Source organism: Halomonas sp. (assembly GCF_034520545.1).
GTDB lineage: Bacteria > Pseudomonadota > Gammaproteobacteria > Pseudomonadales > Halomonadaceae > Halomonas.
Genome location: NZ_JAXHNN010000017.1, coordinates 1 through 24,621, shown reverse-complemented (window position 1 = coordinate 24,621; position 24,621 = coordinate 1). Strand labels below are relative to the sequence as shown.

Below are 24,621 nucleotides of genomic sequence, written 5' to 3'. Positions count from 1 at the left end.
TTCAATGACGCCCTTGCCGATTTTCGCCCGCCCTCTTAAACTTATAGAAACTTATGACCTATCAAGTGCAGTGGACGCTGAAAGCCACCAAGCAGGCCAGCAAGATACCCAAGCCCGACCGCAACCGGATCATTGAAAGCGTGGGTGAGCTGGAGGACTGGCCTGGCTGCGTTGCGACCAAGGACATCAAGCCGCTGAAGCGCCACCAGCACCACTACCGGCTCCGTGTGGGCCGCTACCGCGTGCTGTTCGACGTAGAAACCGGGCTGCGCGTGGTGTCCATCGAGGAGGTGAAGAAACGCGATGAGCGCACCTATTGATTACCGTATCAGCGAAGAGGCGGGCCGCCGCTTCGCCATTGTGCCCCTGGAGCAGTTCACCGAGTTGGTGGAGCGGGCCGGCGAGGCCGATGCCCTGACGCTCCCCCATGAAATCGTCAGCCGCCATCTGATAGACGATGTGCCGCTGGTCCGCTGCTGGCGCGAGTACCTGGACATGACCCAGACCGATCTTGCGAACCAGCTGGAGCTTTCCCAGGCCCAGATCGCCCAGTGGGAGCGCCCCGGCGCCAACCTGCGCCACAGCACGCTGAAGAAGCTGGCCACCGCCATGGGTATCCATGTGCAGCAGCTTTCCCTCGACGACGACTGAGCCGTTAACGCGGCAAGCGTCGCCTCGGTTGGCTGGCTAGGGCCTATCACCCGAAAGCATGACCACTCCACCATGTCCACCAGCCATCCCTTTCTGGAGTGCGCGAGGAGTAGCGCTATGACGGACGATTCACGCACGCCCTTTATCCTGCCTGACAGCGTGCTGAAGCGGCGTGGTGGCTTGCTGGGAAGTGCGATGCCCGAGGCTCAACCACATCAATGGGCTGAGCACCTGGAGCTACTAACGGCAGACGGCAAGCTGACCAGCGTGGCTGACATGTTGGGGTTGATGCGCAGTGAGCTGGACAGGCTGCAAAAGCAGATCGACTCCGAAGATGAACCGGACATGCACTCTGAGATGGTGCTGGCCGCTGCCATGGCAGAGATGCTGGATGAAAAGCCCGCTCAAAAACAACTTTATGGTCACCGGGAAGTCTATTTCGCCCTCTTGCTTGGCTACCTTTACGGGCGGCTGACAAAGCCGGGTAAAAAGACCATGCGTGAAAACGCAGCAGTACATATTCGCGATTACCAGGCCCAGATAAAGCGTCGGCAAGGAGGGCAGATAAATGCCGAGAGCAAGAGGTTTGAAGCCGCTGAGCGAATGGCCGAAGCCAAGCAGATATGGGACGAGCTGATCCGGGCGGGCCGTGCAGAACATGGCCTGCCTCAAATAGTGCAGGATCGACTTGCTGGGCGCGGTGTGCACGTCAGCGTAGACACCGTGGCAAGGTGGGCGCGAATAGGCGGATGGAGGAGCAATACCAAAAAACGCATGAAGTAAGCGCAACACGCATTTCGCCATGTAGGATGCGCCATGTCATCACGTCCCATAAGGGATATAGACACTCCATTCCGAGAGGAACCGAGAAATGGCAGACATTATCAACGAGGCCATCGAGCGTAACCAGCAGCGCCTCCTCCGCCGCCCCGATGTTCTAAATCGCTGCGGTATCTCCAATTCCACCCTCCACAGGCTTATCAACGCTGGTGACTTTCCACCACCGATTCAGATTTCTCCACGAGCTGTCGCCTGGGTCGAAGCCCAGATCGACACTTGGATCCAACAGCGCATTGAGGCCAACCACAAGGGAACCCACAACAGCCAGCAGGAGGTGAAGTGATGAGCTTTGTACCTCTTTGCCGGATTCAGCATGTCTCCCAAGCTCTTCGTCTGGCCGAGTGGGAGATCAAAGTCTGTCATTGGCACGGACATGGACAATATGTTGTGAACTTCGGTGATGGTGGACCCTTTAGCCAGCCGGCCTACTACCACCTGACCACGTTCTGGTGCCGTCGCGCGCGCTTGCGCCGCACTTTGGAGTTGCTGGCCACCCCGGGCGTTAGTCCTAGCCTCCGTGAATCAATAGCAGAGGAGTTTGCCTGCAGCCCAAGGCCATTGAGGAAGGTCGCTAATGCTGCAGTGCGTGCGGCACTCGCGCGAGCTATTACAGCATGAACGTTGCCGGTGTGATCCATCCACATCGCCAGAAAACAAACCACCGTCGGAGATGACTGGAGGTAGAAATGATTGATCAATATCCCACTGGGCCTTTCCAGACCAGCAGTCATGGGCAAGATCCCTGCCTGAATTCTGAAGCCCATCTCTCTATTCCTGATCGCGCCTATTTGTTGGCCAGGGGGATCGGCAAGGCCCCCCTGAGCATGACCGGTGCCACCCTCATCAATCCGCTCTACTTCGTGGATGGGCAGATTAGCCTCGAATACGCCGAGGTCGGGGCCGGCTCCGCCCTGAATAAGATACCCCCCAATGGGAAGGATGATTTCAGCACCATCCCACTTATCGAGAAGTTGTCGGCATCCGGCCAGGTGCTCGTGGGTGCTCAGTGCTCTGAATGTGTTGCCGCCCACAAGACAACTGGGCTACCTGTCGTGATAGTCCCCAATCGCGGGAACCTGCCGCCGGTCGCACAGCGACTCCGAAAAGCTCTTCCGTCAAAAGTCTCTGTGGCCACTTTGGTCGAGGATGACAGTAGGGGGTATCACAATCCTGACATCACCAGCGATGACTTCCCGCAGTCAATGTGCCGCCACAACGCCACGAAAGCCCGGGGACAAGAGCAACTCGACCGCATCTGCGCAATTATCGAGTCCATCGTCCGGCAACTGGAAACATTAGCTACCCACCCCGTCAATCATGACCATCGCCGTGAGGCGAAGGAGCAGTGATCCATGCAGAACTCAGAAACTAAGACGCCCTCCCTCGCCAGAGGGCAGGCGCCGACACCTAATGTCGCGAATATTCACTATCAGTTTGCCACCATCAATAGCGGGCTGACCGACACCTTGGGTACATCCGATAGTGCTCATATTAAAAGTAAAGCTGATACCCTTGAAGAAAGAGAGGGAACCGAGGGGGCACAGGGAATGGTTGAGGATAATACATGGCAAAACAGTGGGTTAGATGACACCTACCTTGCTCCCTCAGCGAGTGACTCTCAGATAACTAAGGGAACCAGCCGTCACCGCCTGAGCGAGGAGATCGACGAGCGCCAGGAGGAGCCACTACCTGCCAAGGAGAAGCGACCCAGCTTCGCCACCCACTACGCCAGCTTTGTGCTGGAGGATGGCAAGCGGCGCCCTGCCGGCCTGTGGTGGCACGGTACCAAGCTGCAGGGCGGCGAGTTGGTCAATGTGGACGTGCGCATTGCCGACCCCATCGAGGTGACAGCAATCAGCCGCGATGAGCACGGCGGCAACTTTGGTCGGCAACTGCGCTTCGTCAATGCCGAGGGGCAGACCTGCAAGCGCATCTTGCCCATGCGCCTGCTCAGCGAGGGCGGGACCGATCTGCGCCGCGAGCTTCTGGACATGGGGCACACCCATAGCCTGAAACACCGAACCAAGCTGGCCGAGTTCATCATGGAGAGCACCCCGAAGGCTCGCATCGTCGCCGCCACCACCACCGGCTGGCACGACAACGTCCGCGCCTTTGTGCTGCCCCACCGGACGCTAGGCAATCAGGATTACAGCTTCAGTGCCGAGGCGATGCGCGCCAGCTACTTCGAGACTAGCGGCAGCTTGGACGGCTGGAGGCGGGAGGTTGCCGGTCGCGCCCAGGGCAACCCAATTTTGGTTACCTGCTTGTGCGTGGCACTGGCGGGGCCGCTGATCTGGCCGGCGAAGCAGCAGGCGGCAGGTGGACTCGGCTTCAATCTGCGTGGCGCCTCCAGCAAGGGCAAGACCACCGGGCTGCAAGCGGCGGCAAGTGTCTGGGGAAGCCCGCAGTTCCTTCGACCCTGGAGTGCCACTGGCAACGGTATCGAGGCATTGGCCGCCAGCCAGAACGACACCTGCATGGTGCTCGACGAGCTGAGCCAGGCCAGCCCCTTCGAGGTCGGCAGCATGGTGTACATGGTGGCCAATGGCGTCGGCAAGCAGCGGGCGGCTCGCACGGGAGGTATCCGTGACGCTCAACGCTGGCGGCTGATGATGCTGTCCAGCGGCGAGCGCACCCTGGCTTCTCACTTGAGCGAGGCCGGCAAGACAACCAAGGCGGGACAGGATGCGCGACTCCTCGATATCCCCGCCACCGGGCGCCGTCACGGCGCTTTCGATGATCCGCACGGCATAGCCCCAAGCGACTTCGCCAACGCGATCAAGACCGCGACGGCGGAGCACTTCGGCCACGCCGGCATGGCCTTCATCAACTACTTGCTGCGGTGCGGTCATGACCTACCCGGAATCTACCGTGACCTGATGCAAGACCCCGCCTTCTGCGCCGAGACCGATGGTGTGGCCAGTCGCGCTGCTGGCGCTTTCGGTCTGCTGGCCATGGCCGGCGAGCTGGCCACCGAGGCGGGTATCACCGGCTGGCAGGAGGGTGAGGCGCTGGAGGCAGTGAGCACCTGCTTCGCGCTGTGGAAGGCCGAGCGCGGCAGTCTGCCACCGGAAGATGCCGCGATCCTCAATGGCGTAAACGAGTTCATCCAGCGCCACGGCGAGGCCCGCTTCGCTCCCATGCACTCAGATGGCAGCGACCCCAGGCGTACCAATGACCGCGCCGGGTTCTGGTCTGACACCCAGGACGGCCGCGTCTTTTACTTCTACAGCGCCGCTTTGCAGGAAGCCGTCAAGGGCTTCGACGTCAAGACAGTCAGCGCCGCACTAGATGCAGCCGGCTGGCTCTATGAGAAGGAGAGCGGCAAGCGTTCAGTCAACAAGCGCGTTCAGAGCAACACGCAACGTCTCTATGCCGTTTTGCCCCAGGAGATCGCCCAATGAGTCTTCGTGATCTGCTACGGCGACGACAAGTGGCTGCGGTTCCCCCGGCACCCTGAGTTCCCTGGCAAATACCAAGGGTAGGGTCCAGCAGGAGGTGGAGAATGCAGCCAACGACTCGGAGCCGTCCTCGCCCGAGGCTGACATTGGCCTCCTGCTGGAGCACCTGCGGTTCGACTTCGCCGGGGCGCCACTTCACGACATCGACAACGAGCTGACCAGGACGATCTGGCTGGCCATGCTGCCGATGGGCCGGCTATCCCGAGCCAAGTCGGCCGCCCTGATCGACGACGAGCTGGCCACCTATGGGCGCGAGCGAGTGCTGGCGCTCCTCCAGCAGCGTATCGAAGCCCAAGGGCCGATCACCTGACTCGACTGGATCAAGGCCGAGTGTTCAGTGAATCGGCAATCTCATCGAGCTCTTCCTGACTGTAGACCGACAGATCCGTGCCCTTTGGCAGATACTGCCGCAACAGCTCGTTGGTGTTCTCGTTGGAGCCCCGCTGCCATGAGCTATGCGGATCAGCGAAATAGATCACCGTTCCGGTCTTCTGAGTAATCTCGGCATGCTTCATCATCTCTCTGCCCTGGTCGTACGTCATGGACAGGCGCAGGGCTCGCGGCACTTCATTGAGCTTGTCACTGAAGCCGACGGCTGCCGTCGTAGCCGTGGTGCCGTCCACTTTCGCCAGGATCACTAACCGTGTGGTCCGCTCCACCAGCGTACCGACGGCGGAGCGATTGTTGGCGCCAATGATGAGATCGCCCTACCAGTGGCCAGGCATCAGGCGGTCTTGAGCAGGGAGGTCGCGATCCTGGCACCCGGGATCGCCGGTCGCTTGTGCGCGACTGACGGCCGTGCATCAGGTCAGGGGGCCGTGCAGCGCCATAATGGCCTTGGTCGCCTCGTCATTAAGCCCGTTGACGGTGTCATTCAGGCGGGAAACCCTCCGGTGACCGGGGCCGCGCGGTTCTGTGGCTCTCTATCCGGGGATCGGGAGAAATCAACGCTCGACTTGACCAGAACATGTCCATGTGGGTTAGTCCTGTTGGGCGCCGGCGGCGGTTGCTGGATAGGCCGTGGGGTCGGTTGCCGGATCGGCACCCGGCGCACCGGAATGCGCGCTGCCGGTCTTGGTGACGCGGCGAGGGTCGCTGTCGAGCACGAGGTTGAGTTCGTCGATCCTGACGTTCGTGGCCGCAATCTTGCCCAGCAACGCGTTGGGGTTGCGCGAGACCTCTGCCGGAGGCAATATCAAATCGAATACGCACGGGAGGACTCGATGAAAAATATCTTAGCAGCGGGAGCAGTAGCGATCCTGTCAACTGCGGCGCACGCCGAAATGGTGTACCAGGGAACAGTAACTCTTCAAGATGGAACGACTTACAACGCACTAAGAATTGGCAATACGGGAACATCAGATATAACTAATGATGATGAATTTATCGAACTCCACCTATTTGACGGAAGCGATACATTTATCGAAAAGAACAAGATTGCATCATTTGAGTTCTTGAGCTTCAAACATGGTGATAGAGCGGACGAGGTCCTGGTAACACTTAAGAACGGCAACACTGCTCGACTCAGGCACCTCTGGATTGGGGAAGATATTAAGGTTTACGTCGAAGATCAGTTTACGGAAGAGACTCGCTGGATTCGGTTTGACCCGACCAGAGGCGACCAATCCATCGCTAGAATTGCATTCACCAGCATGGGGCCAATGATGTGGTCCGATAGCAGTCAGAAATACTTTCCTACTAGCTACAGTTATGACCCATATACTGGAGAGAAACTTACTGCGAGTGGAGATAATTAAGATAATATTCGGTTGGCTCGCATAGTTTGCCATCGGCGTCGACCACCGCGGGCGCGATGCCCTGCTGCACCTCCTCGTCGCCGAAGACGGTGGCATTGACGCTGGCCTTGGTCTTCTTGCGGACGATATCGGCCACCTCGTTATCGCCAAGATCGCGCAGGACGCGGATGACCTGCACGCCCCACGGCAAGCCGGCGCCTGCGTGCGCTGCTTCTCGTAGACATGGGCGTTCTCGCACGCGGGACCCGCGGGAACGGGGCGGCTTTGCAGGCCGACGCGCATGACACGGAGCGCGCCGGTTCTGGTGGCGTCGAGCAGGTCGGCTTCCAGCACCTGCAATTGCAGCGGCACCGGCAGCCCGTCCGAGTCGCGGCGCAGGCGGCGACGCAGCAGCACCTCGCCCGACTCGACCATCTCGCGGCAGATCAGGGTCTGCAGCCCGTAGAAGTCGAGTTGGCCATCCGCATCGGCGCCCCCGAGTTCGACACTTCCACCCCGATTTTGGCCTGAAATCGGTACCTACGGTCTGAGGATTCAGTGACTTAGCGGATTTCTGCCGAATTCTTTGTAGTGACACGTTTTGCTCTCTGTGGTTTGCCATCATTGATATTTTAGGATTATGGTGATGACATGTTCGTCAAAGTCACTACATCCGGCCCGCGCCGCTACGTGAAACTCGTCGAGTCCTTCCGCGACGAGGCCGGCAAGCCGCGGCAACGCGTGATCGCGACGCTGGGACGCCTTGAGGCCGTCACCGCCGGGGAATCCAGCGCGCTGATCAATGGTCTGTTGCGTGTTTCTGGTCAGCCCACGCTCGACGAAGGCACCGGCGAGACCGATTTCGCGCCGGCGCGCTCGGTTGGCGATACCTGGCTGTTGACCTCGCTCTGGAAAGAGCTCGGATTGGATGACGCCTTCCGGCGGGTGATGCGCAACAAGCGACAGTTCGATGCCGAACGGCTGCTGCGGGTCATGGTGTTCAACCGCCTCTGCGACCCCGAATCCAAGCTCGGTGTGCTGCGCTGGCTGGACGATGTGCTGGTTCCCGATGTCGACACGGCCTCGATCACTCATCAGCATTTGCTACGCACCATGGACACCCTGTCGGACTGCAGCGAAGCGCTCAATGACGTGCTGGCTCAGCAGCTTAAGCCGTTGATCGATCAAGAGCTGTCGATCGTCTTCTACGATCTCACCACCATTCGGGCGGAAGGAAGTACTTCGCTCGAGGGTGATGTCCGCCATTACGGGCCTTCGAAGGAGGGCGGCATCGGCCGCCAATTCATGCTCGGTGTCGTGCAGACGGCGGAAGGCCTGCCCATTCATCATGAGGTCTTCGATGGCAACATCGCAGAAACCAAGACGTTGCTGCCGACCATCGAGACCGTGACAAAGCGCTTCAAGGTGCGGCGTGTGGTGCTGGTCGCCGACCGTGGCCTGCTCTCCCTGGACAACCTGGAAGCCCTGTCCGCCGTGCGACTCGAGGGTCGTCCCCTGGAATTCATCCTGGCGGTGCCGGGCCGCCGTTACGGCGAGTTCGACGACCTATTGAAGGGGTTTCATCAGACGCACTGCCAGGACGCCGATCGCGAAGCCTACGGCGAGATGGCCTGGCAGGGGCATCGGCTGATCGTGGCGCATCGGCCAGAGGTGTCCAAGGTGCAGACGGCGGCACGCGATCAGAAAATCGAGGCGCTACAGGCCGATGCGCGCCAGTGGTTCGAAAAGCTGGACAACCAGGATGCCGGGCGGCGCTACCGTGGCAGAAAGCTCTCCGACGGCGGGGTCACCGCGAGGTTCTACAAGGCCGTCTCCGACGCTCACCTCGGCCATATCCTCAAGGTCGACCTCACGGCGGAGACCTTCACCTATCTGCTAGATCAGCGGGCGCTGGAACGCGCCAGGATGATGGATGGCAAACTGCTGCTGGTCACCAACATGGCCGACCACCAGCCTGAACAGATCGTCGAGCGCTATCGGGCACTGGCCGACATCGAACGTGGATTCCGGGTACTGAAGAGCGACATCGAGATCGCGCCGGTCTATCACCGGCTGCCGGAGCGCATCCGCGCCCATGCACTGATCTACTTCCTCGCTCTGGTACTTTACCGGGTGCTGCGGATGCGCCTGAAGGCCAGCGATCAGAAGCTTTCACCGACACGGGCACTGGAGATTGCCCGCAAGATCCAATTCCACCAGGTCCTGCTTCACCGTCGTGAGACGGCGAGCGGCCTGACCAAATTGAAGCCTGAACAACGCGACCTTTTCGACGCGATTGGCCTGCCGGCACCTGCCGCATCACGCTTGTAGTGCCAATTTTGAAAAGGCGTTTTCAGGCGAATCAATACGTTACGCCTCTAACTGTCGAACTCGGGGGCGCCGGCCTCGGCCAGCGAGGCGACCAGCGACGAGGTGACGCGTGCACCGTAAAGACCATGAAACGCCGAGCCGCCCTGGTGTCCATAGTCCTCGATCGGCAGGCCGTCAATGTCCAGGACGAGACGGTGCCCACTGAGGTCCCTCACGATACGTGTCCTATCCTCTGATAACCTGTTCTTATAAACCGACCAGGGGGTGAAAGGAGACGTTCATGCCTCGTTACTCCGAGGAACGCCGAGAAGCCGTGGTGACCAAGTTGCTGCCTCCTCACAAACTGACCCTGCAAGCGAGCGCGGAGCAGGAAGGGCTCTCGCTGGGCACCGTCTACAAGTGGCGCAATGAAGCCAGTGCCCAGCACCGCAACGCGACGTCGGTGACGTCGGATCGCGGATAGAGCGGGCGATAGACGGTCAGGCAACGCGGCGACTACCAATGACGTGGGTTTTGACGGGAGGTTCTTGAATGACGCATTCCACACTGGCAGGCCTGCTCTCGCGCTCTGCGGTGGCGGTGGCCATGGCCGTCTCGCCGGTTGCGGCGCCGGCGCAGCAGGCGGAGGTGACCTGTTGCGGGCAGTTGCGTGCGCCTTTCTCGGGCGACGAAGTGCGCGCGCTCGACCTTTCGGATGGGGAGCTCTTCATGGTCCCCAAGGCCCTGGCCGGTTTGGCCGGGGCTGGGTCGTTGCTGAGCAGCGAGACGATGTCCGGTATGCTTTCAGACACCGAGACCCGTGCGCGGGTCTATGCCGAGGCCGTGCTGTCGGCCATCGCCGCGGAAGAGCTGGGCAGGCTGGAGCCGGGGGTGGTCGAGGGGGTGGCGGGCCCGGACATGCTGTCCTCCTTTGCCGGCGCCTCGGGGCAGGTATCCGACGCAGCCGGCATGGTGGCGCATGTCGTCTCGGATATCCGTGCCATCGAGGCTGCCGAAGCCGCCCGCCGTGCTGGCGAAAGTGTCAGCGCCGCTCAGGCGGCCGCTTCGCGGCGGTTGGGGACCTCGGCGCTCGGCAAAGGGGCGCGTACATTTGGCGTACTGTCCCTTGCCGCCGACCTGACGAGCGATTTCGACACGTCCCTCGACCGCAGTCGCTTCCTGGCCGAGGCCGTGCTCGACGCCCGCATCGCCGGTGCGCTGGCCGATCTCGAGGCGGTGCTGCGGGCCAAGCCCGGGTATGACCCGGCCATGGTGCGTGGCGTGGCCGAGGCGCGGAACCGCCTCACAACGTTGAGCGAAGGCCGGCTGCGCCGGATGGCGGCAGCCGGCAGCGCGGCGTTTCGCCAGAACGGGGCGACGATGGCCGGCTTCATGCTCGGCACCGTCGCATCGGGCGGCGCGGCGATGGTTGCGCGCGAGGTGATGCAACTCGGCGTCAGCCTCAATGACTTCACGGCGCGCACCGTGTCCATCGCGGCGATGCACAATCTCGCGGCCGAAATCCTGTCGCCGCTTCGGATACTGGGCGAGGGCCACGCATCGGGGCTGAGGGATATCGCTCCTGACGACATCGACGCAATGCGCCTTGGCGCCTTCCAGGCGCGGCTGACGGCCGAGGCCAACGCCGCGACCTACACTCTGCTCTGGACCGACCGTTTCGACCAACCGCTCAGTATGGCCGGCCTGGGAAAGGCCCTGGGCCTGACCATGGCGGAGCGCGACACGGCCGCGGGGGATCTGGAAGCGCGCTACCGCCGCCTGGTCGCGGACCGGGCGCGGATGCAGGCGCGGCTGTGGACCGCCGCCCTGACGCAGCAGTCCCCCACCGGCGCGGACGTGCTGGCCGGTGACGTGGTCTTTACCGAGGATTTTGGGGAGGCGACCGGGTGGGAGGCGTTGATCTCGCGCTCGGCCGACCCGCGCACGCAGCTGAGCCGCGATCCGCAGACCGGCGCCTATGTGACCGAAACCCATGACGTTGACCCGGTCTGGTACGCGGTCGGGCGCAGCCCAGCCTTCGCTCCTGTCGGCCCCGACGAGAGCTTTCGCCTGACCTTCCGGGCGCGGCCCGAGGCGCTCAGCTGGGGCGAATACCCAAGCCTCCGGCTGTGGAACGGCGAATACGCGGACCAGTACGAGCGACCCAACCCGGCCGCGCTAGTCGTCAACGTTTCCTGGTCAGACGCGACCTTTCGCAAGTGGCGGCTGGTCGCGGTCACCGAGCAGGACCGCAACCCTCGTGACCTGTCACCGACGATCCCGGCCCCCTACGGCGCCCATGATTTCGACATCCGCTATGACGCCCGTGATCGCCGTCTCACCTGGACAATCCGGAACGAACAGGGTGCCATCTTCCACGACGGCACGATTAACGGTGTCACCTTCCAAACCGAATTTCGTCATGTCATCCTCGGAGAGGTACAAGGCTCCACGCGCTACGGCAGCGGGGCTCGCGTGCTGTGGGACGACATCAGCATCCGCCGCGGGCCACAGTCACTGGAATGACCAAACGCGTACCGGACGGGCCTCAATCTAGTCCGCAGCTACGGCCGGGATCGCCATCGCCGCGATCTCACTTTCCTCGCTCGCGCACTGCGCATCTCACCTCCTGCCGCCTCCTGGCAGCCTCGCTACAACGTCGCCCCTGGCACCTGGATTCCCGCGGTCATAAGGCGTGACGACGCTTCACCCCTGGTGCTCGATGAGGTGTGGTGGAGCTTCAAGCCCCACTGAGCCAATGAGGGTGCCCCCGAGCCGATCAACGCCACCGCCGAGAAAGTGGCCACTTCGAACTACTTCAAGGGGGCCTTCGCCCATCACCGATGCCTGGTGCCGGCAAACGGCTGGTACGAGTGGGTAGTGATGGAAGGTTGCAGGTAGCCCCACTACCTGACCCGCCGCGACGGCGAGCAACTGTGGTTCGCTGGCATCTGGACGGAGCGACCCGAGGCAAGCTCGGCTGGACCCAGTTCCTGCTGCTCGAGTTGGGTGAGCACTACACGCCCAGGCGCATCAGCCTGCTCAGCCTGGAGCAGCACGAGAAGGCTATCGCCGAGGGTTTATCAAGGACGGCGACGCCAATGGTCAGCCTGAGCATGCTTGGTCCCAGGGGGCTAATCGGGCGTTATGGGAAGGTGTTCACCGGTCCTCAGGTTCAGGTCTGAAGTTGCTCCGTTACCTGGCCTTAGCGCTGGGCATCTCCGGCCAACATGTCGGCGGAAAAACAGCGCCTCGGGGATGACGTCAACGACGCTCAGGTTGATTTCCTACCGGCAGGCAAGCTCGGCATCATCGGGGCGGTTCTCGGGCTGCTTGAGCCAGACATCCAGCCCGAGGTCGGGGGGTGGCTGATGAAGGTAGTGCATGTAAACTCCTTGTTCCCCCTGGAATCGGTCGGCAAGTGCCGACCCGGGGGAAAAGGGTTCTTCGTCACACCATGTGGATTTGGCCTGATCCAGCAGGCGCCCCACGGGGCTGCCAATCATGTAGATCATCGCGATGGAGTTAGCCTCATTACGGTAGCCGCGTGCGCGTGATCGGCCACCGGCTCCTGGAGGGCGGCGACCTGCTTGGCAGTCAGGTTGACTTTATCCAGCCTCTTAAAGACCGCCCACCGGAAAGCTTTGGGGTGCCTCTTCTCACGGCGCTCTTTCTTGCGGACCTCGTCCAGCGCCTTGGTGAAGGTCTGCCGATGCGGAACCTGTCGACCGTCAACTCGGCATTGGGGAGGTTCTCGGCAACGCCGCTCAAGAAGGCCTGAGACATGTTGCGCATCGGTCGATGAGTAATAGGTCAAGGCGAAAACGCCATCCATGGCGGTCACCGCTCCCTCGAGGTTCAGGGTGCCGCGAGCTACGAGACGACCTAAGGCCGAAAACTTCCGACGACACCCAAGTCCAAGCTTGGACCTGGATTTCGTCTTTGGATGTAGGAGATAACTAACAGCCGATGTAAGTCGTGTTGACTTGATTGCCTCCCTGCTTCTCACTGGCTTAATACCCGAGGCTCACAGTCCTGGTCCAGAGAGTGGGGTTCTTCTGCATGCGGCGATCACCGACGAGAGCCAAGTCAGCCTCGGTACCCACCGTTCCCTATGAGCAGTGCTCCGCCAAGACGTTCGTGACCGACACCGGCGATGTCACCTTCGGTCGTGGTGTGTTCAACCATTGCCAGATCGTGGGCGAGGTGGCGAGGGTCCTCTCGAGCCGCTATGCGACCTCCCTGAAAGTCCAACTCTTTCCTGACGGTGCCGAACTAGTGGCCGCGTGCCACGACATCGGCAAGGTCAGCCCCACCTTTGTGGAGAAGCTCTACCGCGCTGCGGGGCGTGGAACTCACTCACACCCGTCACTGGCGAATGTCGACCCGGGGCTAGAGCGTCAGTGGGGAGGCCATGCCGGTGTTAGCCAGGTGGCCGTTCAGGCCATGAAAGTGCCCGCCCGGATCCCCGAGGTCCTGGGGCAGCATCACGGCTACTCGCCACCGGTGGCCGACAAGCGGGCCAATGATGACCGATTTGGTGGTCCGCCTTGGCAGCAGGAGCGTGAGCGCCTGGTAGAGGCGCTCAAGGGCGCCCTGCAGAGTGAATGGCCCGAGGCGCTGACCCCGACCCAGGCGCGTGTGCTGGCGGGACTGACCACAGTGGCTGACTGGATCGGCTCGGGCCAGTTCTTCGAGGACCCTGCCGCCGACTGGAAACCTCGCGTCAGTCAGGCCATCGAGGATGCGGGATTTCTTCCGGTCACGGTCACGCCTGACTTGGCCTTCGAGGACATCTTCCCGTTTTATCCCAATGCAGCCCAGGCAAAGCTCGCCGAGGTAGCCAATCGTCCCGGTGTTTTCTTGCTCGAAGCCCCTATGGGCCTGGGCAAGACCGAGGCTGCGCTCTACGTTGCCTACCAGCAGCTGGCCCAAGGAGAGGCCAGCGGTATCTATTTCGCGCTCCCCACCCAACTGACGTCCAACCGGATCTATACCCGCTTCAACGCCTTTCTGGACGCGATCCTGCCCTCTGGCGACCCTCGCCAGGGGCTGTTGCTGCATGGGCATGCCTGGCTCGTCGAGACCGAAATGGGCGAGGAGGGCCGCCCCGGTGGTGCCTGGTTCAACCAGGCAAAGCGAGGGCTGCTGGCCCCTTTCGCCGTGGGCACCCTGGACCAGGCACTGATGGCGGTCATGAACGTCAAACATGGTTTCGTCCGGGCCTTCGGCTTAGCCGGCAAGGTCGTCATCCTGGACGAGGTGCATACCTACGATGCCTATACCGGGACACTGCTGGACGCGCTGATCGACTTCCTGAGGGAGGCCGGGTGCACGGTCATCATATTGACGGCGACCCTGGCCCGGGAGCGTCGACAGCAGTTGCTGGGGATCGAGGTCGCAAAGGACCATTATCCCCTGATTACCGCGTGTCCGACCGCAGGAGACCCTGTCGAGGTCGAGTTGCCGAGTCCTCCCGCGAGATCGGTCGACGTGACCCTGACGGATCGAGAAGAGACGGCGGTCGAGGAGGCCCTGGCGAGGGCAGAAGGCGGACAGCAGGTACTCTGGATCGAGAATACCGTGGGCGAGGCCCAGGAGCGCTTTCGGGTCCTGGCCGCGAGGTCGGCGGAGTTGGAGGTTGAGGTCGGGCTGCTTCACTCTCGCTTCACCCCGCAACACCGCGCCGCTCGGGAGGATATCTGGGTGACCCTCTACGGCAACCAGGCATGGGAAAAGCGTACCCGCACCGGGCGGCTGCTGGTCGGCACACAGGTTCTGGAGCAGTCGTTGGACATCGATGCCGACTTCCTCATCAGCCGCTTCTGTCCGACCGATATGCTCCTCCAGCGACTGGGGAGGTTGTGGCGCCACGAGGACACGCCCAGGCCCGCGGGAAGCCGCCAAGAGGCCTGGCTGCTGGCGCCCGAGCTGGCGCCGGCCATCACCCAGCCTGACAAGGCGTTCGGCGTCACGGCGGCCGTCTACCACCCCTATGTGCTGTGTCGCAGCCTCGAGGTGTGGCAGGGACGAGAGGCGGTCACGCTTCCGGATGACATCCGCCCCATGATCGATGCCACTTACGCTGGCCGGGACGAGGTCGGCGACATGGCGCGCTGGTACCGAGAGCTTCAAGAGGGCAACCGTCGGCGAACGGGACGACGCGCCATGGAGCAGCTGGCACGCGGGGCCCTGGCCCAAGGTGGCAAGACCCTACCGGAACACAAGGCCGGCACCCGCTACAGCGACATCGACTCGGTAGAGGTCCTGTTGCTCCGCGAGGTTAGGCCGGATGCCGGACGCAGGGCCACCCGGTTGGTGCTGCTGGACGGCGAACAGCACTGGCTGCCCTGGGATCGCCACATGCTGACCAGGCCGCAGTGGCGTTGCCTCAGTGCTGACCTAACCCGACAACAGGTCCGTGTACCAATTTATCACCTGATTAGCAATGATCGTCAGCCCGGTTTGCCCTGATGACGACAAAACCATACTGTACATGTATATAGCTTTCAGGCGGAGGATGACGTCATGGCCATGAACCCCATCCAGTTTCAGCCCGGCCTGTCGATGCCCGAGTTTTTCGAGCGCTATGGGACCGAAGCGCAGTGTACGGCGGTGTTGGAGCAGACGCGCTGGCCGGACGGCTTTCGCTGCCCGCGCTGCGAAGGCACGTCCTGTTCCCGGGTGCGCCGGCGGCACCATACGCTGTACCAGTGCCGTGCCTGCCGTCACCAGACCTCGCTGATCGCCGGCACCCTGATGCAGGGCACCAAGCTGCCGCTGACCACCTGGTTCCTGGCGATCCACCTCATCAGCCAGGCCAAGACCGGGCTGTCGTCGCTGGCCCTCAAGCGTGACCTCGGGGTGAGCTACCCGACAGCCTGGCTCATCCACCACAAGGTGATGGAGGCGATGGCGGAGCGCGAGGCGCGCTACGTCCTCGACGGTCCGGTCCAGGTCGACGATGCCTACCTGGGCGGCGAACGCCGCGGCGGCAAGGCCGGGCGCGGATCGGAGAACAAGGTGCCTTTCGTGGCCGCCGTCTCGCTCAACGAAGCGGGCCATCCGCGCTACGTCAGGCTCACCCCCGTGGCGGCCTTCAGCCGTGAGGCGATCGCCGAGTGGGCCAAGACGACGCTGCGACCTGGCAGCACGGTCTACTCCGATGGCCTGGCCTGCTTCGGTGCCGTCACCAGCGTCGACTGTACGCATCAGCCCACCGTCATCGCGGGACGCAAACCCCAGGACGTGCCCGAGTTTCACTGGATCAATACCGTCCTCGGTAATCTCAAGACCAGCCTCTCAGGGGCGTACCATGCCTTCGGTTTTCAGAAATATGCGGCGCGCTATCTGGCCGCGTTCAGCTATCGCTTCAACCGCCGCTTCGACCTCAGGGAGCTGCCGACCCGGCTGCTCATCGCCGCGGTACGCTGCAAGCCGCGGCCCCAGCGGGTGATTCGGTCGGCTGAGCTTCATTGCTAATCAGGATTTATCATGCCCCGAGCACGACCGCTCTCGGCACACTTCGCCAGTATGGCTTCCATCACTGCTTCTACCTGGGCCGTCCCGAGGACGACGAGGCCCTGCTGAGGGTGGCCCTGGTGGACGACGCAGGACTGCTGACAGGGCTCGGTGGTGAACCTGCCCACGGGAAATACCGGCTAGCCTACCGAGACGACCTGGGCTTCCAGGCCATCCGCGACAAGGACTGAATGTATGGAGAACCACTTCAACCTGATCGACGAGCCCTGGATTCCGGTGGCTGACGAAGGCCGAGCCAGCCTGCGGGATGTCTTCTCCCGAGCCGACCTGCGGGCGCTGGGTGGCAACCCGATTCAGAAGCTGGCGGTGACCAAGCTGCTACTGTCCATCGCTCAGGCGGCCTGCACGCCCGATGACGAGGCCGAATGGGTCGACCTGGGGGTGGAAGGGCTGTCATCGCGCTGCCTGGACTACCTGGAGGAGTGGCATGGCCGCTTCTACCTGCATGGCGAACGACCCTTCTTGCAGATGCCGGCGGTGCTGGACTGTCTTGCCGAGAGGACCGAGCGCAGGCTCCAGACCGCCAATACCAAGGGCAAGCGGGAAGAGGCCATTACCTCGGGGAGGCCGCGCTCGCTGGGGGCAGGCTTTTACCCGGACCTGCCCTCGGCCAACAACACCCTGTTGTCGCACACCCTGTTCGAAAAGCCCATGGACGCTGCGGATCAGGCGGTCTTCCTGGTGACCCTGATGAACTTCGCCTTCGCCGGCAAGCGCGTCGAGGGCGACCTGACGAGCCTCGCGGGTCGACCACTGGGCAACCGCCACAGCGCGCCGGCCGGCCCGAGCCTTGGAGGTTTTATTGGGCAACTGCATTGTATGGTGACGACCGGCGACCTGCGCCGTGATATCTGGGTGAACCTGATGACCCGGGAGGGCATTTCTGCCGCCAACCGCTGGCCCGACGGCGTAGGCCGGCCCGTCTGGGAGGCCATGCCGATCCATGAAGAAGATGCCCGGGCCGAGGCCCTGAAACGCAGTTATCAGAGCTGCCTGGTGGCCTTGTCGCGATTCGTCCTGCTCCAAGAGGGCGGCATCCACTACATGGACGGGATCAGCTACCCGGGGGTCAAGGATGGCTGGTACGAGCCATCCCTGCTGCTCGATCAGAGCGGCAAGGACATCAAGGTCAAGTACGTGAACCTCGACCGCAAGCCGTGGCGCGAACTGCCTGCCTTTCTCGATTTCCTCTCACTCAGCCGAAGCTCTGGTTTCGAGAGCCTGGGGCTACAACAAGGCGTCAGTCGCATGCGTGACCTTGGTGAGCCGCTGTGTATCTGGACTGGGGGTCTTAAGGTCAGCGTCAACGCCGGCGACCAGTCGGTCAAGCAGGCCGATGACTTCCTCGAGTCCAGGGTCTGGTTGGAGGGCAGGGACCTCGGTTCCGGTTGGCTCGATAACCTCAAGCGCGAGATGGACGGCCTCGAGCAGCTCAGCAAGATGCTCTATGCCTGTGTGCGGGACTATTACCGTGACCTAAAAGCGACACCCGACATGGCGGCCGCCCAGGCCGCCAACGCCGGCCACCTTTACTGGCAGCTCTGCGAGCGGGACTTTTCCGCTCTGACCGCACACTGCGCCAGCGAGGCAGATGCTGTTGCGCGAAGAGCACTGCGTCGGCGTTTCTTCGGCCACGTCGCCAACTGCTTCGATCAGTGTGCGCCGCGCGAGACCGCCCGCCAGCTCGAGGCCTGGGCTCGGCGCCAGCCCCAGCCCGGCGCCTATCTCGCCTCGACCGATCAGACACCCCTTGAGACCCAGGAGGCATGATGGAACAAAACAAGCCAGCGAGTCCCAGGAGGACTGAACGCTTCGTTAGTTACCTTCTGGAACGGATCCAGCACGACAAGGGCCTGGCCGCGCGACTTCGCCGGGCCGACAACCCTGCCACGGAATACCAGAGCTGGGAGGTGCTGGCCCAATTCGGCGTCGAACTGGAGTGGCCTTCTCAGCGTCTCCCCTACGCCACGGTGGCAGCGGCCATGACCCGGGCCAAGGCCGAGCGTAATGGCCGCCTTACACTGGGCACGGCCCTGGCCAGGTGCTACGACGGAGGTGTCGAGAGTTCACCCGCGAAGGCGCGTTTGCGGCGTCTGCTGGCCTGCGAGGAGGTCGAAGAGCTTTGTAGGGTGATACGCCCCGTGCTGACGCTGATCCACTCCAAACAGGGGCCGGTGCTCGACTACGCCCGGCTTCTGGAAGAGCTGTTGTGGTTTGATCGCTCGGGAGAGCGCACCCGGGCCCGCTGGGCACAGGACTTCTATCGCCCTCAGCGTGGCACCGAAGCCGTGGAGCCGACCTCGGAGGAGGAGACGAGCGCATGAGTCAACCCACGCTCTTTGCCAGTGTCCTGCATCTCGATCGGCACGCCATCCAGGCACTCAAGATCACCGATCCCTACTCGCTGCATCGGGTCGTCTACAGCCTCTTTGATGACCTGCGCAGTGAGCCCGACAAGCAAGGTCATACCCCTAGCGGGATCGTCTATGCCGACAAGGGAGGCAACCGCCTGGGGCGACAGGTGATGATGCTCTCCGACCGACAGCCGGCCGATGGCATCCTGGCTGAGGATGAGCACCTCGGTGACGTTCAGTGCAAGCCTATCCCGGCGGGCTTCCTAGACCACCCTCGCTACCAGTTCCAGGTGGCGATCAATCCCACCCGCCGCGAGAACGCCACTGGCAAGCGTCTGCCGGTGAAAGGGCGCGAGGCCATTGCCGAGTGGTTCCTTGAGCGCTGCGAGCCCAGTTGGGGGTTCCGGGCTCTGCCCTCCACGCTCGAGGTGGGGCGCGTTGATGTCCAGCAGTTCAAGGGCAAGCAGGACCAGACCATCACCGTGGCCAAGGCCCATCTGCGAGGTGCCCTGGAAGTCACGGATGCGCCGCGTTTCCGTGAGAGCTTCGCTCGCGGTATCGGCCGTGGGCGAGCCTTCGGCTGTGGCCTATTGCAGATCGTCCCTGTCCTCGACAGCCCCTTCGGCGCCTTCGCGGAATAAGCCATTACCCGACCCAGATAAGGATGTTGTCTCATGACCCAATTATTTCAAAACACCCGTATCGAATTCCATATCCTGCAGTCCTTCCCGGTCTCCTGTCTCAACCGGGATGACGTCGGCGCGCCCAAGACGGCGCGCATCGGCGGGGTCACGCGCGCCCGGGTTAGCTCTCAGTGCTGGAAGCGCCAGGTGAGGCTGGCCCTGCGCGAGTTGGGGGTTCCCATGGGGACCCGCACCAAGAAGGTGACAGCGTTGCTGGCCGAGGCCTGTCGGGAGAGGGGCGCCGACGAGGAGGCCGCCGAGGCCTGCGGCAAGGTGATGGCCGACAGCCTGACGGACGACACCCTGCTGTTCATCATCGACAGCGAGGCACAGGCCTTCGCGGACCACGCTGCCGAGCAGGCGTTCGATGCCGGAAAGATCAAGGACAAGGAGCTGTTCAAGATCGCCAAGAAGGTGATGAACCCGGCCATGGACGCCCTCGACATCGCCTTGTTCGGGCGCATGGTCGCCAAGGCGCCGGAGCTCAACGTCGAGGCCGCGAGCGCCTTCTCCCATGCTATCTCGACCCACAAGGTCAACAACGAAGTGGAGTTCTTTACCGCCCTGGATGACCACGCCAGTGAGCCTGGCTCCTCGCACATGGGCAGCCTCGAGTTCAACGCGGCGACCTACTACCGCTATATCAGCCTGGACCTGGGGCAACTGGCGCAGAGCCTGGAGGCCGACCAACTCAAGGCAGCGATCGATGCCTTCACCAAGGCGCTGTTCGTGGCCATCCCCGATGCCCGTCAATCCACCATGTCGGGCGCCAGCCCATGGGACTATGCGCGAGTGCTGGTCCGGCGTGGTCAGCGCCTGCAGGTCCCCTTTGAGGCCCCGATCAAGGCCCAGGGAGACGGCTACCTGGCCCCGAGCAAGGCCGCTTTGGATGACTACCTCGACAAGAAGGAGGCAATGGTCGGCTCGCTGTTCGGCAAGCAGGGCGACTACCGCTGGGGCGATGACGAGGCCTTCAGCTTGGATGACTTGAGTGCCGCCTTGCAGGGCCACGTGGACAGCCTCGTCGATCAGGCGGCCTGAGGTGACCATGAGTGATACGTATTTATTGCTGTGGCTGGAGGCCCCGCTACAAGCCTGGGGGCACGACTCCCGCTTCGGGCGTCGCGACACGCTCGATTTCCCAACCCGTTCCGGGGTGCTGGGCCTAATCTGCTGCGCCCTGGGTGCCGGCGGCGAGCAACGCGACCTACTCGCTCGACTGGCGACGGGTGATATGCATGTCGAGGCCTACGTTCCTACCGGTCATGAGGGCAAGCCCCAGCCCAGACCGCCGCTGCTCAGGGACTTCCACATGGTTGGCAGCGGCTATGACACCGAAGATCCCTGGCAGAGCCTGATGGTGCCCAAGACGGCCGAGGGCAAGAAGGCGGTGGGTGCCGGCACCAAGATGACCTACCGCTACGCGCTGCAGGACATGGCGTTCGCCGTGGTTCTTGATGTCCCGGCCGACCTTGCTGAAAACATCGTCCAGGCGCTGGTGGCACCGGTCTGGGACCTCTACCTTGGCCGCAAGCACTGCGCGCCCACCGAGTTTATCTTCCAGGGCCAGTTCGCCTCGGCCGAGGCATCCCTTGAGCATGCCCGAGAGCTGGCCGAGGCCAAGAAGCGGGCTTTCAACTTTCGGGTGCTGGAGGGAGAACACGAGGGAGAGGTTATCACCCTTAACGACGTACCCCTGCAGTTCGGTACCGATAAGCGCTATCGAGATCGGCGGGTGACTGTCCAGGATTGGCAGGACTGATCATGGCCAAGGGGGAAAGGCTTTTCGTCAAGGTCACCCGGGAGTCGCTGCCCCAGGTCAAGGATAAATATCCCTTTGTCTATCTAGAGCGGGGACGCTTGGAGATTGACGACAGCAGCGTCAAATGGATTGACTCCGAGGGACAGGTCATACCATTGCCGGTCGCTACCCTGAACACCTTGTTGCTTGGGCCAGGAACGACGGTGACGCATGATGCGATCAAAACTGCCGCAGCCGCCAACTGCGCGGTCAGCTGGGTGGGGGAAGATAGCCTGCTGTTCTACGCTGCCGGTTTCGTGACGACTGCCGACACCCGTAATCTCAAGCACCAGGTCCTCCTGGCTTCCGACAAGCATAAATCGCTGGAGGTGGCCCGAGCCATGTTTCAGCGGCGTTTCCCGGAGGCTGACCTTAAGGACAAGAGTTTGAAGGTCATGATGGGCATGGAGGGACATCGGGTTAGGGCGATGTACCAGGAAAAAGCTGAGCATTATCAAGTGGGCTGGAAAGGTCGGCAATTCACGCCGGGCAAATTCGAGTTGAGCGATACCGTCAATCGAATTCTGACAGCTACCAACGCTGCTCTCTACGGCATCCTGTGCTCGGCTTTACACAGCATGGGGTACTCCCCGCATATCGGGTTTATCCACTCCGGGAGCCCGCTGCCGATGGTCTATGATCTTGCTGACCTCTATAAAGAGCATCTCAGTATCGACCTTGCCTTCTACATGACGAGGGAGATGGCGGGCCGATATGACAAGCATCAAGTCTCCTCCGAATTCAGGCGGCGAGTGATCGCCATGGACCTTCTTAGCCAGGTGCAGTCTGACATCACCGAACTGATAGGAGAGCCAAATGCTCGTCGTCGTCGCCAATGACTTGCCGCCTGCCGTGCGTGGTCGGATGAAGCTGTGGTTTGTCGAACCACGACCAAACGTCTTTGTTTCGGGGATCAAGGACTCGGTAGCGAAAACCGTTATGGAGTACTTGATGACGCACTGCCCTGCCGAGTCCGGGGTGATGCTCTTCCGCTCTCTGCCACAGCCACCTGGCTATGAGATCCGCACCATCGGCCCCACGCGAAAGACCTTTGTCACGCTCAGTGGGTTGCAACTGGTCATTGAAAATCTACAAAGCCAATAGCTACCGCATCTGGTATTGAAGTACCCGTTCTTTAACAAGATACTGGTGTCGTCCCCACGCCCGTGGGGGTGTTTCTACTACTTTCACATCGTAGGTCGTGCCTGTTCCGTCGTCCCCACGCCCGTGGGGGTGTTTCCCTGCCCGAAAGCGGCATATGCGTCGTCAACTAGTCGTCCCCACGCCCGTGGGGGTGTTTCCGCCTGTAGCGCGAAAACCGCCCGCGACATTGAGTCGTCCCCACGCCCGTGGGGGTGTTTCCACGCTGACCGTTCAGCGAGGCCAGGAAGGTACGTCGTCCCCACGCCCGTGGGGGTGTTTCCTCGACGCCATCGCTATCGGCAGCGGTGTGACCGTCGTCCCCACGCCCGTGGGGGTGTTTCGAGGAACGCATGCGCGTGCCCTGTCCCGCTGCGGTCGTCCCCACGCCCGTGGGGGTGTTTCCGCCATCACCGAGGTGTTCACGCAGTTCGAGAGGTCGTCCCCACGCCCGTGGGGGTGTTTCCCCTCCTGAGTTCCGAACGTGAGCCGGTTGTGGTCGTCCCCACGCCCGTGGGGGTGTTTCCATTTATCCAGCCGTACCGACTCCATGGGCTGTCGTCCCCACGCCCGTGGGGGTGTTTCCATCGGGTGATGATGAGGCTTCGGCACTTACCCGTCGTCCCCACGCCCGTGGGGGTGTTTCTCGGCGGCGGTAGATCCGCGATGCGGCCATGTCGTCGTCCCCACGCCCGTGGGGGTGTTTCCGTCGCCAAGTTCATGCAGCGTGACGAGCCGGAGTCGTCCCCACGCCCGTGGGGGTGTTTCCCGTCAAGGATCGCTTGACCGTTCACAGCGCCAGTCGTCCCCACGCCCGTGGGGGTGTTTCTTCATCAACAACCGCATTGGCCCGATTCATGGAGTCGTCCCCACGCCCGTGGGGGTGTTTCTCGGTTTAGCAGCGACACCACTGGCCTGGGTGCGTCGTCCCCACGCCCGTGGGGGTGTTTCCTGAAGACGAAAACTTCAAAAGGATAATGATTAGTCGTCCCCACGCCCGTGGGGGTGTTTCTGCGGTAGAGATAGGACGTACCTTTTGACGTAAGTCGTCCCCACGCCCGTGGGGGTGTTTCCTGAAGACGAAAACTTCAAAAGGATAATGATTAGTCGTCCCCACGCCCGTGGGGGTGTTTCCGAAGGAGTATTGCGATTGCTTGGTAACGGTGAGTCGTCCCCACGCCCGTGGGGGTGTTTCCATGAGTCCGGCCTCGCCGGAGCCGAAGAGGGAGTCGTCCCCACGCCCGTGGGGGTGTTTCTACTTTTCTCTAGAGCACTGACAGCAAACGTTAGTCGTCCCCACGCCCGTGGGGGTGTTTCTGTCTGAGGCTTTGTTCATGCTTGACACCTTCAGTCGTCCCCACGCCCGTGGGGGTGTTTCTACGGGGGGAAAGGTTACCAGCGATCAGGGTCAGTCGTCCCCACGCCCGTGGGGGTGTTTCCCGGCCCATGCGATTGGTTTCCAGTCCGCTGGTGTCGTCCCCACGCCCGTGGGGGTGTTTCCACCGATGCTCTCCGAGGCTCGTTTCTGTGAGGGTCGTCCCCACGCCCGTGGGGGTGTTTCCATGAGCTCGTCGCTGGAGTCCTTGGTCAGCGGGTCGTCCCCACGCCCGTGGGGGTGTTTCCTTCTGGGCCTTCTCGCCCACCTGCTCGACGGGGTCGTCCCCACGCCCGTGGGGGTGTTTCCCTGGTGACAGTCATGCTGCCGTCCTTGCGAGCGTCGTCCCCACGCCCGTGGGGGTGTTTCCGCTATCTGAGGATCATGGACTACATCGAAGCGGTCGTCCCCACGCCCGTGGGGGTGTTTCTGTTGCTTGGACAGCGGTGACGTTGTTCTGGGAGTCGTCCCCACGCCCGTGGGGGTGTTTCCAGCTAATGGTTCACGATACCGCCAGGGCTTTCTTCGACCTCAGGGCCCTGTCGAGCCTCAGTTCCCACTATCGAGCGCCCAGGACCTCTTACAGAAGCGCTGCCGGGCCATCCTCGAACAGTTCCAGACCTGGCAAGGGTTCAGTGGTGGGACGAATAGCATGGTGACGATTTCAGCAAGGACCTGGATTGGATTCAGGCGAAGAACAACACTGTTTCAGCTCCTTCCGCAGCGGC

At 62.3% G+C, this 24,621-nt stretch carries 27 protein-coding genes, 2 pseudogenes and 1 CRISPR repeat array; of the genes and pseudogenes, 24 read left to right on the top strand and 5 right to left on the bottom strand.

The window, feature by feature from the left end; translation table 11 throughout:
- Positions 1 to 53 precede the first annotated feature (53 nt).
- The 7 genes from U5L98_RS18305 to U5L98_RS18275 all read left to right on the top strand — a co-directional run bounded on the left by U5L98_RS18305 (position 54) and on the right by U5L98_RS18275 (position 5,262).
- The gene (locus U5L98_RS18305; protein WP_322559691.1) at positions 54 to 320 is read left to right on the top strand and encodes a type II toxin-antitoxin system RelE/ParE family toxin; all 267 of its coding nucleotides are present in this window, start codon (positions 54 to 56) and stop codon (positions 318 to 320) included.
- A complete protein-coding gene (locus U5L98_RS18300; RefSeq protein WP_322559690.1) occupies positions 304 to 651 on the top strand; it encodes a helix-turn-helix transcriptional regulator in 348 nt (115 codons plus the stop codon). Before U5L98_RS18305 ends, U5L98_RS18300 begins: the two co-directional genes overlap by 17 nt.
- Before the next feature lie 117 nt (positions 652 to 768).
- Positions 769 to 1,434, top strand: a complete 666-nt coding sequence (locus tag U5L98_RS18295) for a hypothetical protein (RefSeq protein ID WP_322559689.1) — start codon at positions 769 to 771, stop codon at positions 1,432 to 1,434.
- 88 nt (positions 1,435 to 1,522) lie between these two features.
- Entirely contained in the window at positions 1,523 to 1,774 is a 252-nt protein-coding gene (locus tag U5L98_RS18290) for an AlpA family transcriptional regulator (protein WP_322559688.1), read from the top strand.
- A 403-nt stretch (positions 1,775 to 2,177) separates the two neighbouring features.
- Complete coding sequence (locus U5L98_RS18285) at positions 2,178 to 2,840, top strand: hypothetical protein (RefSeq protein WP_322559687.1); 663 nt, start codon at positions 2,178 to 2,180, stop codon at positions 2,838 to 2,840.
- Positions 2,841 to 3,038: 198 nt separating this feature from the next.
- Complete coding sequence (locus U5L98_RS18280; protein WP_322559686.1) at positions 3,039 to 4,895, top strand: DUF927 domain-containing protein; 1,857 nt, start codon at positions 3,039 to 3,041, stop codon at positions 4,893 to 4,895.
- A gap of 94 nt (positions 4,896 to 4,989) precedes the next feature.
- Complete coding sequence (locus tag U5L98_RS18275) at positions 4,990 to 5,262, top strand: hypothetical protein (protein ID WP_322559685.1); 273 nt, start codon at positions 4,990 to 4,992, stop codon at positions 5,260 to 5,262.
- A gap of 13 nt (positions 5,263 to 5,275) precedes the next feature.
- Here the strand turns inward: U5L98_RS18275 and U5L98_RS18270 are convergent.
- Together U5L98_RS18270 and U5L98_RS18265 are read right to left on the bottom strand one after the other, a co-directional pair.
- A pseudogene (locus U5L98_RS18270) lies at positions 5,276 to 5,747 on the bottom strand (IS30 family transposase); the annotation flags it as partial.
- Between the two features lie 185 nt (positions 5,748 to 5,932).
- Positions 5,933 to 6,151, bottom strand: a complete 219-nt coding sequence (locus U5L98_RS18265) for a hypothetical protein (RefSeq protein ID WP_322559684.1) — start codon at positions 6,149 to 6,151, stop codon at positions 5,933 to 5,935.
- A gap of 24 nt (positions 6,152 to 6,175) precedes the next feature.
- On the opposite strand from U5L98_RS18265, the gene U5L98_RS18260 reads away from it, so the two are divergent.
- Positions 6,176 to 6,709, top strand: a complete 534-nt coding sequence (locus tag U5L98_RS18260; protein WP_322559694.1) for a hypothetical protein — start codon at positions 6,176 to 6,178, stop codon at positions 6,707 to 6,709.
- On the opposite strand, the gene U5L98_RS18255 is transcribed toward U5L98_RS18260, so the two are convergent.
- Together U5L98_RS18255 and U5L98_RS18250 are read right to left on the bottom strand one after the other, a co-directional pair.
- Complete coding sequence (locus U5L98_RS18255) at positions 6,687 to 6,899, bottom strand: hypothetical protein (RefSeq protein ID WP_322559693.1); 213 nt, start codon at positions 6,897 to 6,899, stop codon at positions 6,687 to 6,689. The two genes, U5L98_RS18260 and U5L98_RS18255, sit on opposite strands and share 23 nt — an antisense overlap.
- A 167-nt stretch (positions 6,900 to 7,066) precedes the next feature.
- A pseudogene (locus U5L98_RS18250) lies at positions 7,067 to 7,123 on the bottom strand (hypothetical protein); the annotation flags it as partial.
- Between the two features lie 216 nt (positions 7,124 to 7,339).
- Between U5L98_RS18250 and U5L98_RS18245 the strand changes: the two are divergent.
- On the top strand, positions 7,340 to 9,019 hold the full coding sequence (locus U5L98_RS18245; RefSeq protein WP_322559683.1) for an IS1634 family transposase: 1,680 nt from the start codon (positions 7,340 to 7,342) through the stop codon (positions 9,017 to 9,019).
- A 47-nt stretch (positions 9,020 to 9,066) separates the two neighbouring features.
- On the opposite strand, the gene U5L98_RS18240 is transcribed toward U5L98_RS18245, so the two are convergent.
- Positions 9,067 to 9,234 carry a hypothetical protein gene (locus U5L98_RS18240; RefSeq protein ID WP_322559692.1) on the bottom strand — a complete coding sequence of 56 codons (168 nt, stop codon included), beginning with the start codon at positions 9,232 to 9,234 and terminating at the stop codon, positions 9,067 to 9,069.
- Between the two features lie 65 nt (positions 9,235 to 9,299).
- Between U5L98_RS18240 and U5L98_RS18235 the strand changes: the two genes are divergently transcribed.
- The 15 genes from U5L98_RS18235 (at position 9,300) to cas2e (ending at position 22,482) form a co-directional block, all read left to right on the top strand.
- A complete protein-coding gene (locus U5L98_RS18235; protein ID WP_322559682.1) occupies positions 9,300 to 9,482 on the top strand; it encodes a hypothetical protein in 183 nt (60 codons plus the stop codon).
- Positions 9,483 to 9,550: 68 nt separating this feature from the next.
- Positions 9,551 to 11,524, top strand: a complete 1,974-nt coding sequence (locus tag U5L98_RS18230) for a hypothetical protein (RefSeq protein ID WP_322559681.1) — start codon at positions 9,551 to 9,553, stop codon at positions 11,522 to 11,524.
- A 252-nt stretch (positions 11,525 to 11,776) separates the two neighbouring features.
- Entirely contained in the window at positions 11,777 to 11,899 is a 123-nt protein-coding gene (locus U5L98_RS19140) for an SOS response-associated peptidase family protein (protein ID WP_416208281.1), read from the top strand.
- Positions 11,900 to 11,934: 35 nt separating this feature from the next.
- Complete coding sequence (locus U5L98_RS18225) at positions 11,935 to 12,183, top strand: hypothetical protein (protein ID WP_322559680.1); 249 nt, start codon at positions 11,935 to 11,937, stop codon at positions 12,181 to 12,183.
- 362 nt (positions 12,184 to 12,545) lie between these two features.
- Positions 12,546 to 12,779 (top strand): hypothetical protein, encoded by a 234-nt coding sequence (locus U5L98_RS18220; protein ID WP_322559679.1) that lies wholly within the window; start codon positions 12,546 to 12,548, stop codon positions 12,777 to 12,779.
- 359 nt (positions 12,780 to 13,138) lie between these two features.
- Positions 13,139 to 15,472 (top strand): CRISPR-associated helicase Cas3', encoded by a 2,334-nt coding sequence (cas3, locus tag U5L98_RS18215; protein ID WP_322559678.1) that lies wholly within the window; start codon positions 13,139 to 13,141, stop codon positions 15,470 to 15,472.
- A gap of 54 nt (positions 15,473 to 15,526) precedes the next feature.
- Positions 15,527 to 16,480, top strand: a complete 954-nt coding sequence (locus U5L98_RS18210; RefSeq protein WP_322557499.1) for an IS1595 family transposase — start codon at positions 15,527 to 15,529, stop codon at positions 16,478 to 16,480.
- Positions 16,474 to 16,710: a hypothetical protein gene (locus tag U5L98_RS18205; protein ID WP_322559677.1), complete on the top strand. Its 237-nt coding sequence runs from the start codon at positions 16,474 to 16,476 to the stop codon at positions 16,708 to 16,710. The genes U5L98_RS18210 and U5L98_RS18205 overlap by 7 nt, the downstream gene beginning before the upstream one ends.
- A 4-nt stretch (positions 16,711 to 16,714) precedes the next feature.
- Positions 16,715 to 18,310, top strand: a complete 1,596-nt coding sequence (gene casA, locus U5L98_RS18200; RefSeq protein ID WP_322559676.1) for a type I-E CRISPR-associated protein Cse1/CasA — start codon at positions 16,715 to 16,717, stop codon at positions 18,308 to 18,310.
- Positions 18,310 to 18,864, top strand: a complete 555-nt coding sequence (gene casB, locus U5L98_RS18195; RefSeq protein ID WP_322559675.1) for a type I-E CRISPR-associated protein Cse2/CasB — start codon at positions 18,310 to 18,312, stop codon at positions 18,862 to 18,864. Before casA ends, casB begins: the two co-directional genes overlap by 1 nt.
- A complete protein-coding gene (cas6e, locus tag U5L98_RS18190) occupies positions 18,861 to 19,535 on the top strand; it encodes a type I-E CRISPR-associated protein Cas6/Cse3/CasE (protein WP_322559674.1) in 675 nt (224 codons plus the stop codon). The genes casB and cas6e overlap by 4 nt, the downstream gene beginning before the upstream one ends.
- Before the next feature lie 33 nt (positions 19,536 to 19,568).
- A complete protein-coding gene (cas7e, locus tag U5L98_RS18185) occupies positions 19,569 to 20,618 on the top strand; it encodes a type I-E CRISPR-associated protein Cas7/Cse4/CasC (protein WP_322559673.1) in 1,050 nt (349 codons plus the stop codon).
- A 7-nt stretch (positions 20,619 to 20,625) separates the two neighbouring features.
- The gene (cas5e, locus tag U5L98_RS18180) at positions 20,626 to 21,339 is read left to right on the top strand and encodes a type I-E CRISPR-associated protein Cas5/CasD (protein WP_322559672.1); all 714 of its coding nucleotides are present in this window, start codon (positions 20,626 to 20,628) and stop codon (positions 21,337 to 21,339) included.
- Positions 21,340 to 21,341: 2 nt separating this feature from the next.
- The gene (gene cas1e / locus U5L98_RS18175) at positions 21,342 to 22,217 is read left to right on the top strand and encodes a type I-E CRISPR-associated endonuclease Cas1e (protein ID WP_322559671.1); all 876 of its coding nucleotides are present in this window, start codon (positions 21,342 to 21,344) and stop codon (positions 22,215 to 22,217) included.
- Positions 22,195 to 22,482: a type I-E CRISPR-associated endoribonuclease Cas2e gene (gene cas2e / locus U5L98_RS18170; RefSeq protein WP_322559670.1), complete on the top strand. Its 288-nt coding sequence runs from the start codon at positions 22,195 to 22,197 to the stop codon at positions 22,480 to 22,482. Before cas1e ends, cas2e begins: the two co-directional genes overlap by 23 nt.
- 47 nt (positions 22,483 to 22,529) lie before the next feature.
- A CRISPR array of direct repeats spans positions 22,530 to 24,384; the repeat unit is 28 nt; unit sequence GTCGTCCCCACGCCCGTGGGGGTGTTTC.
- Positions 24,385 to 24,621: the final 237 nt, after the last annotated feature.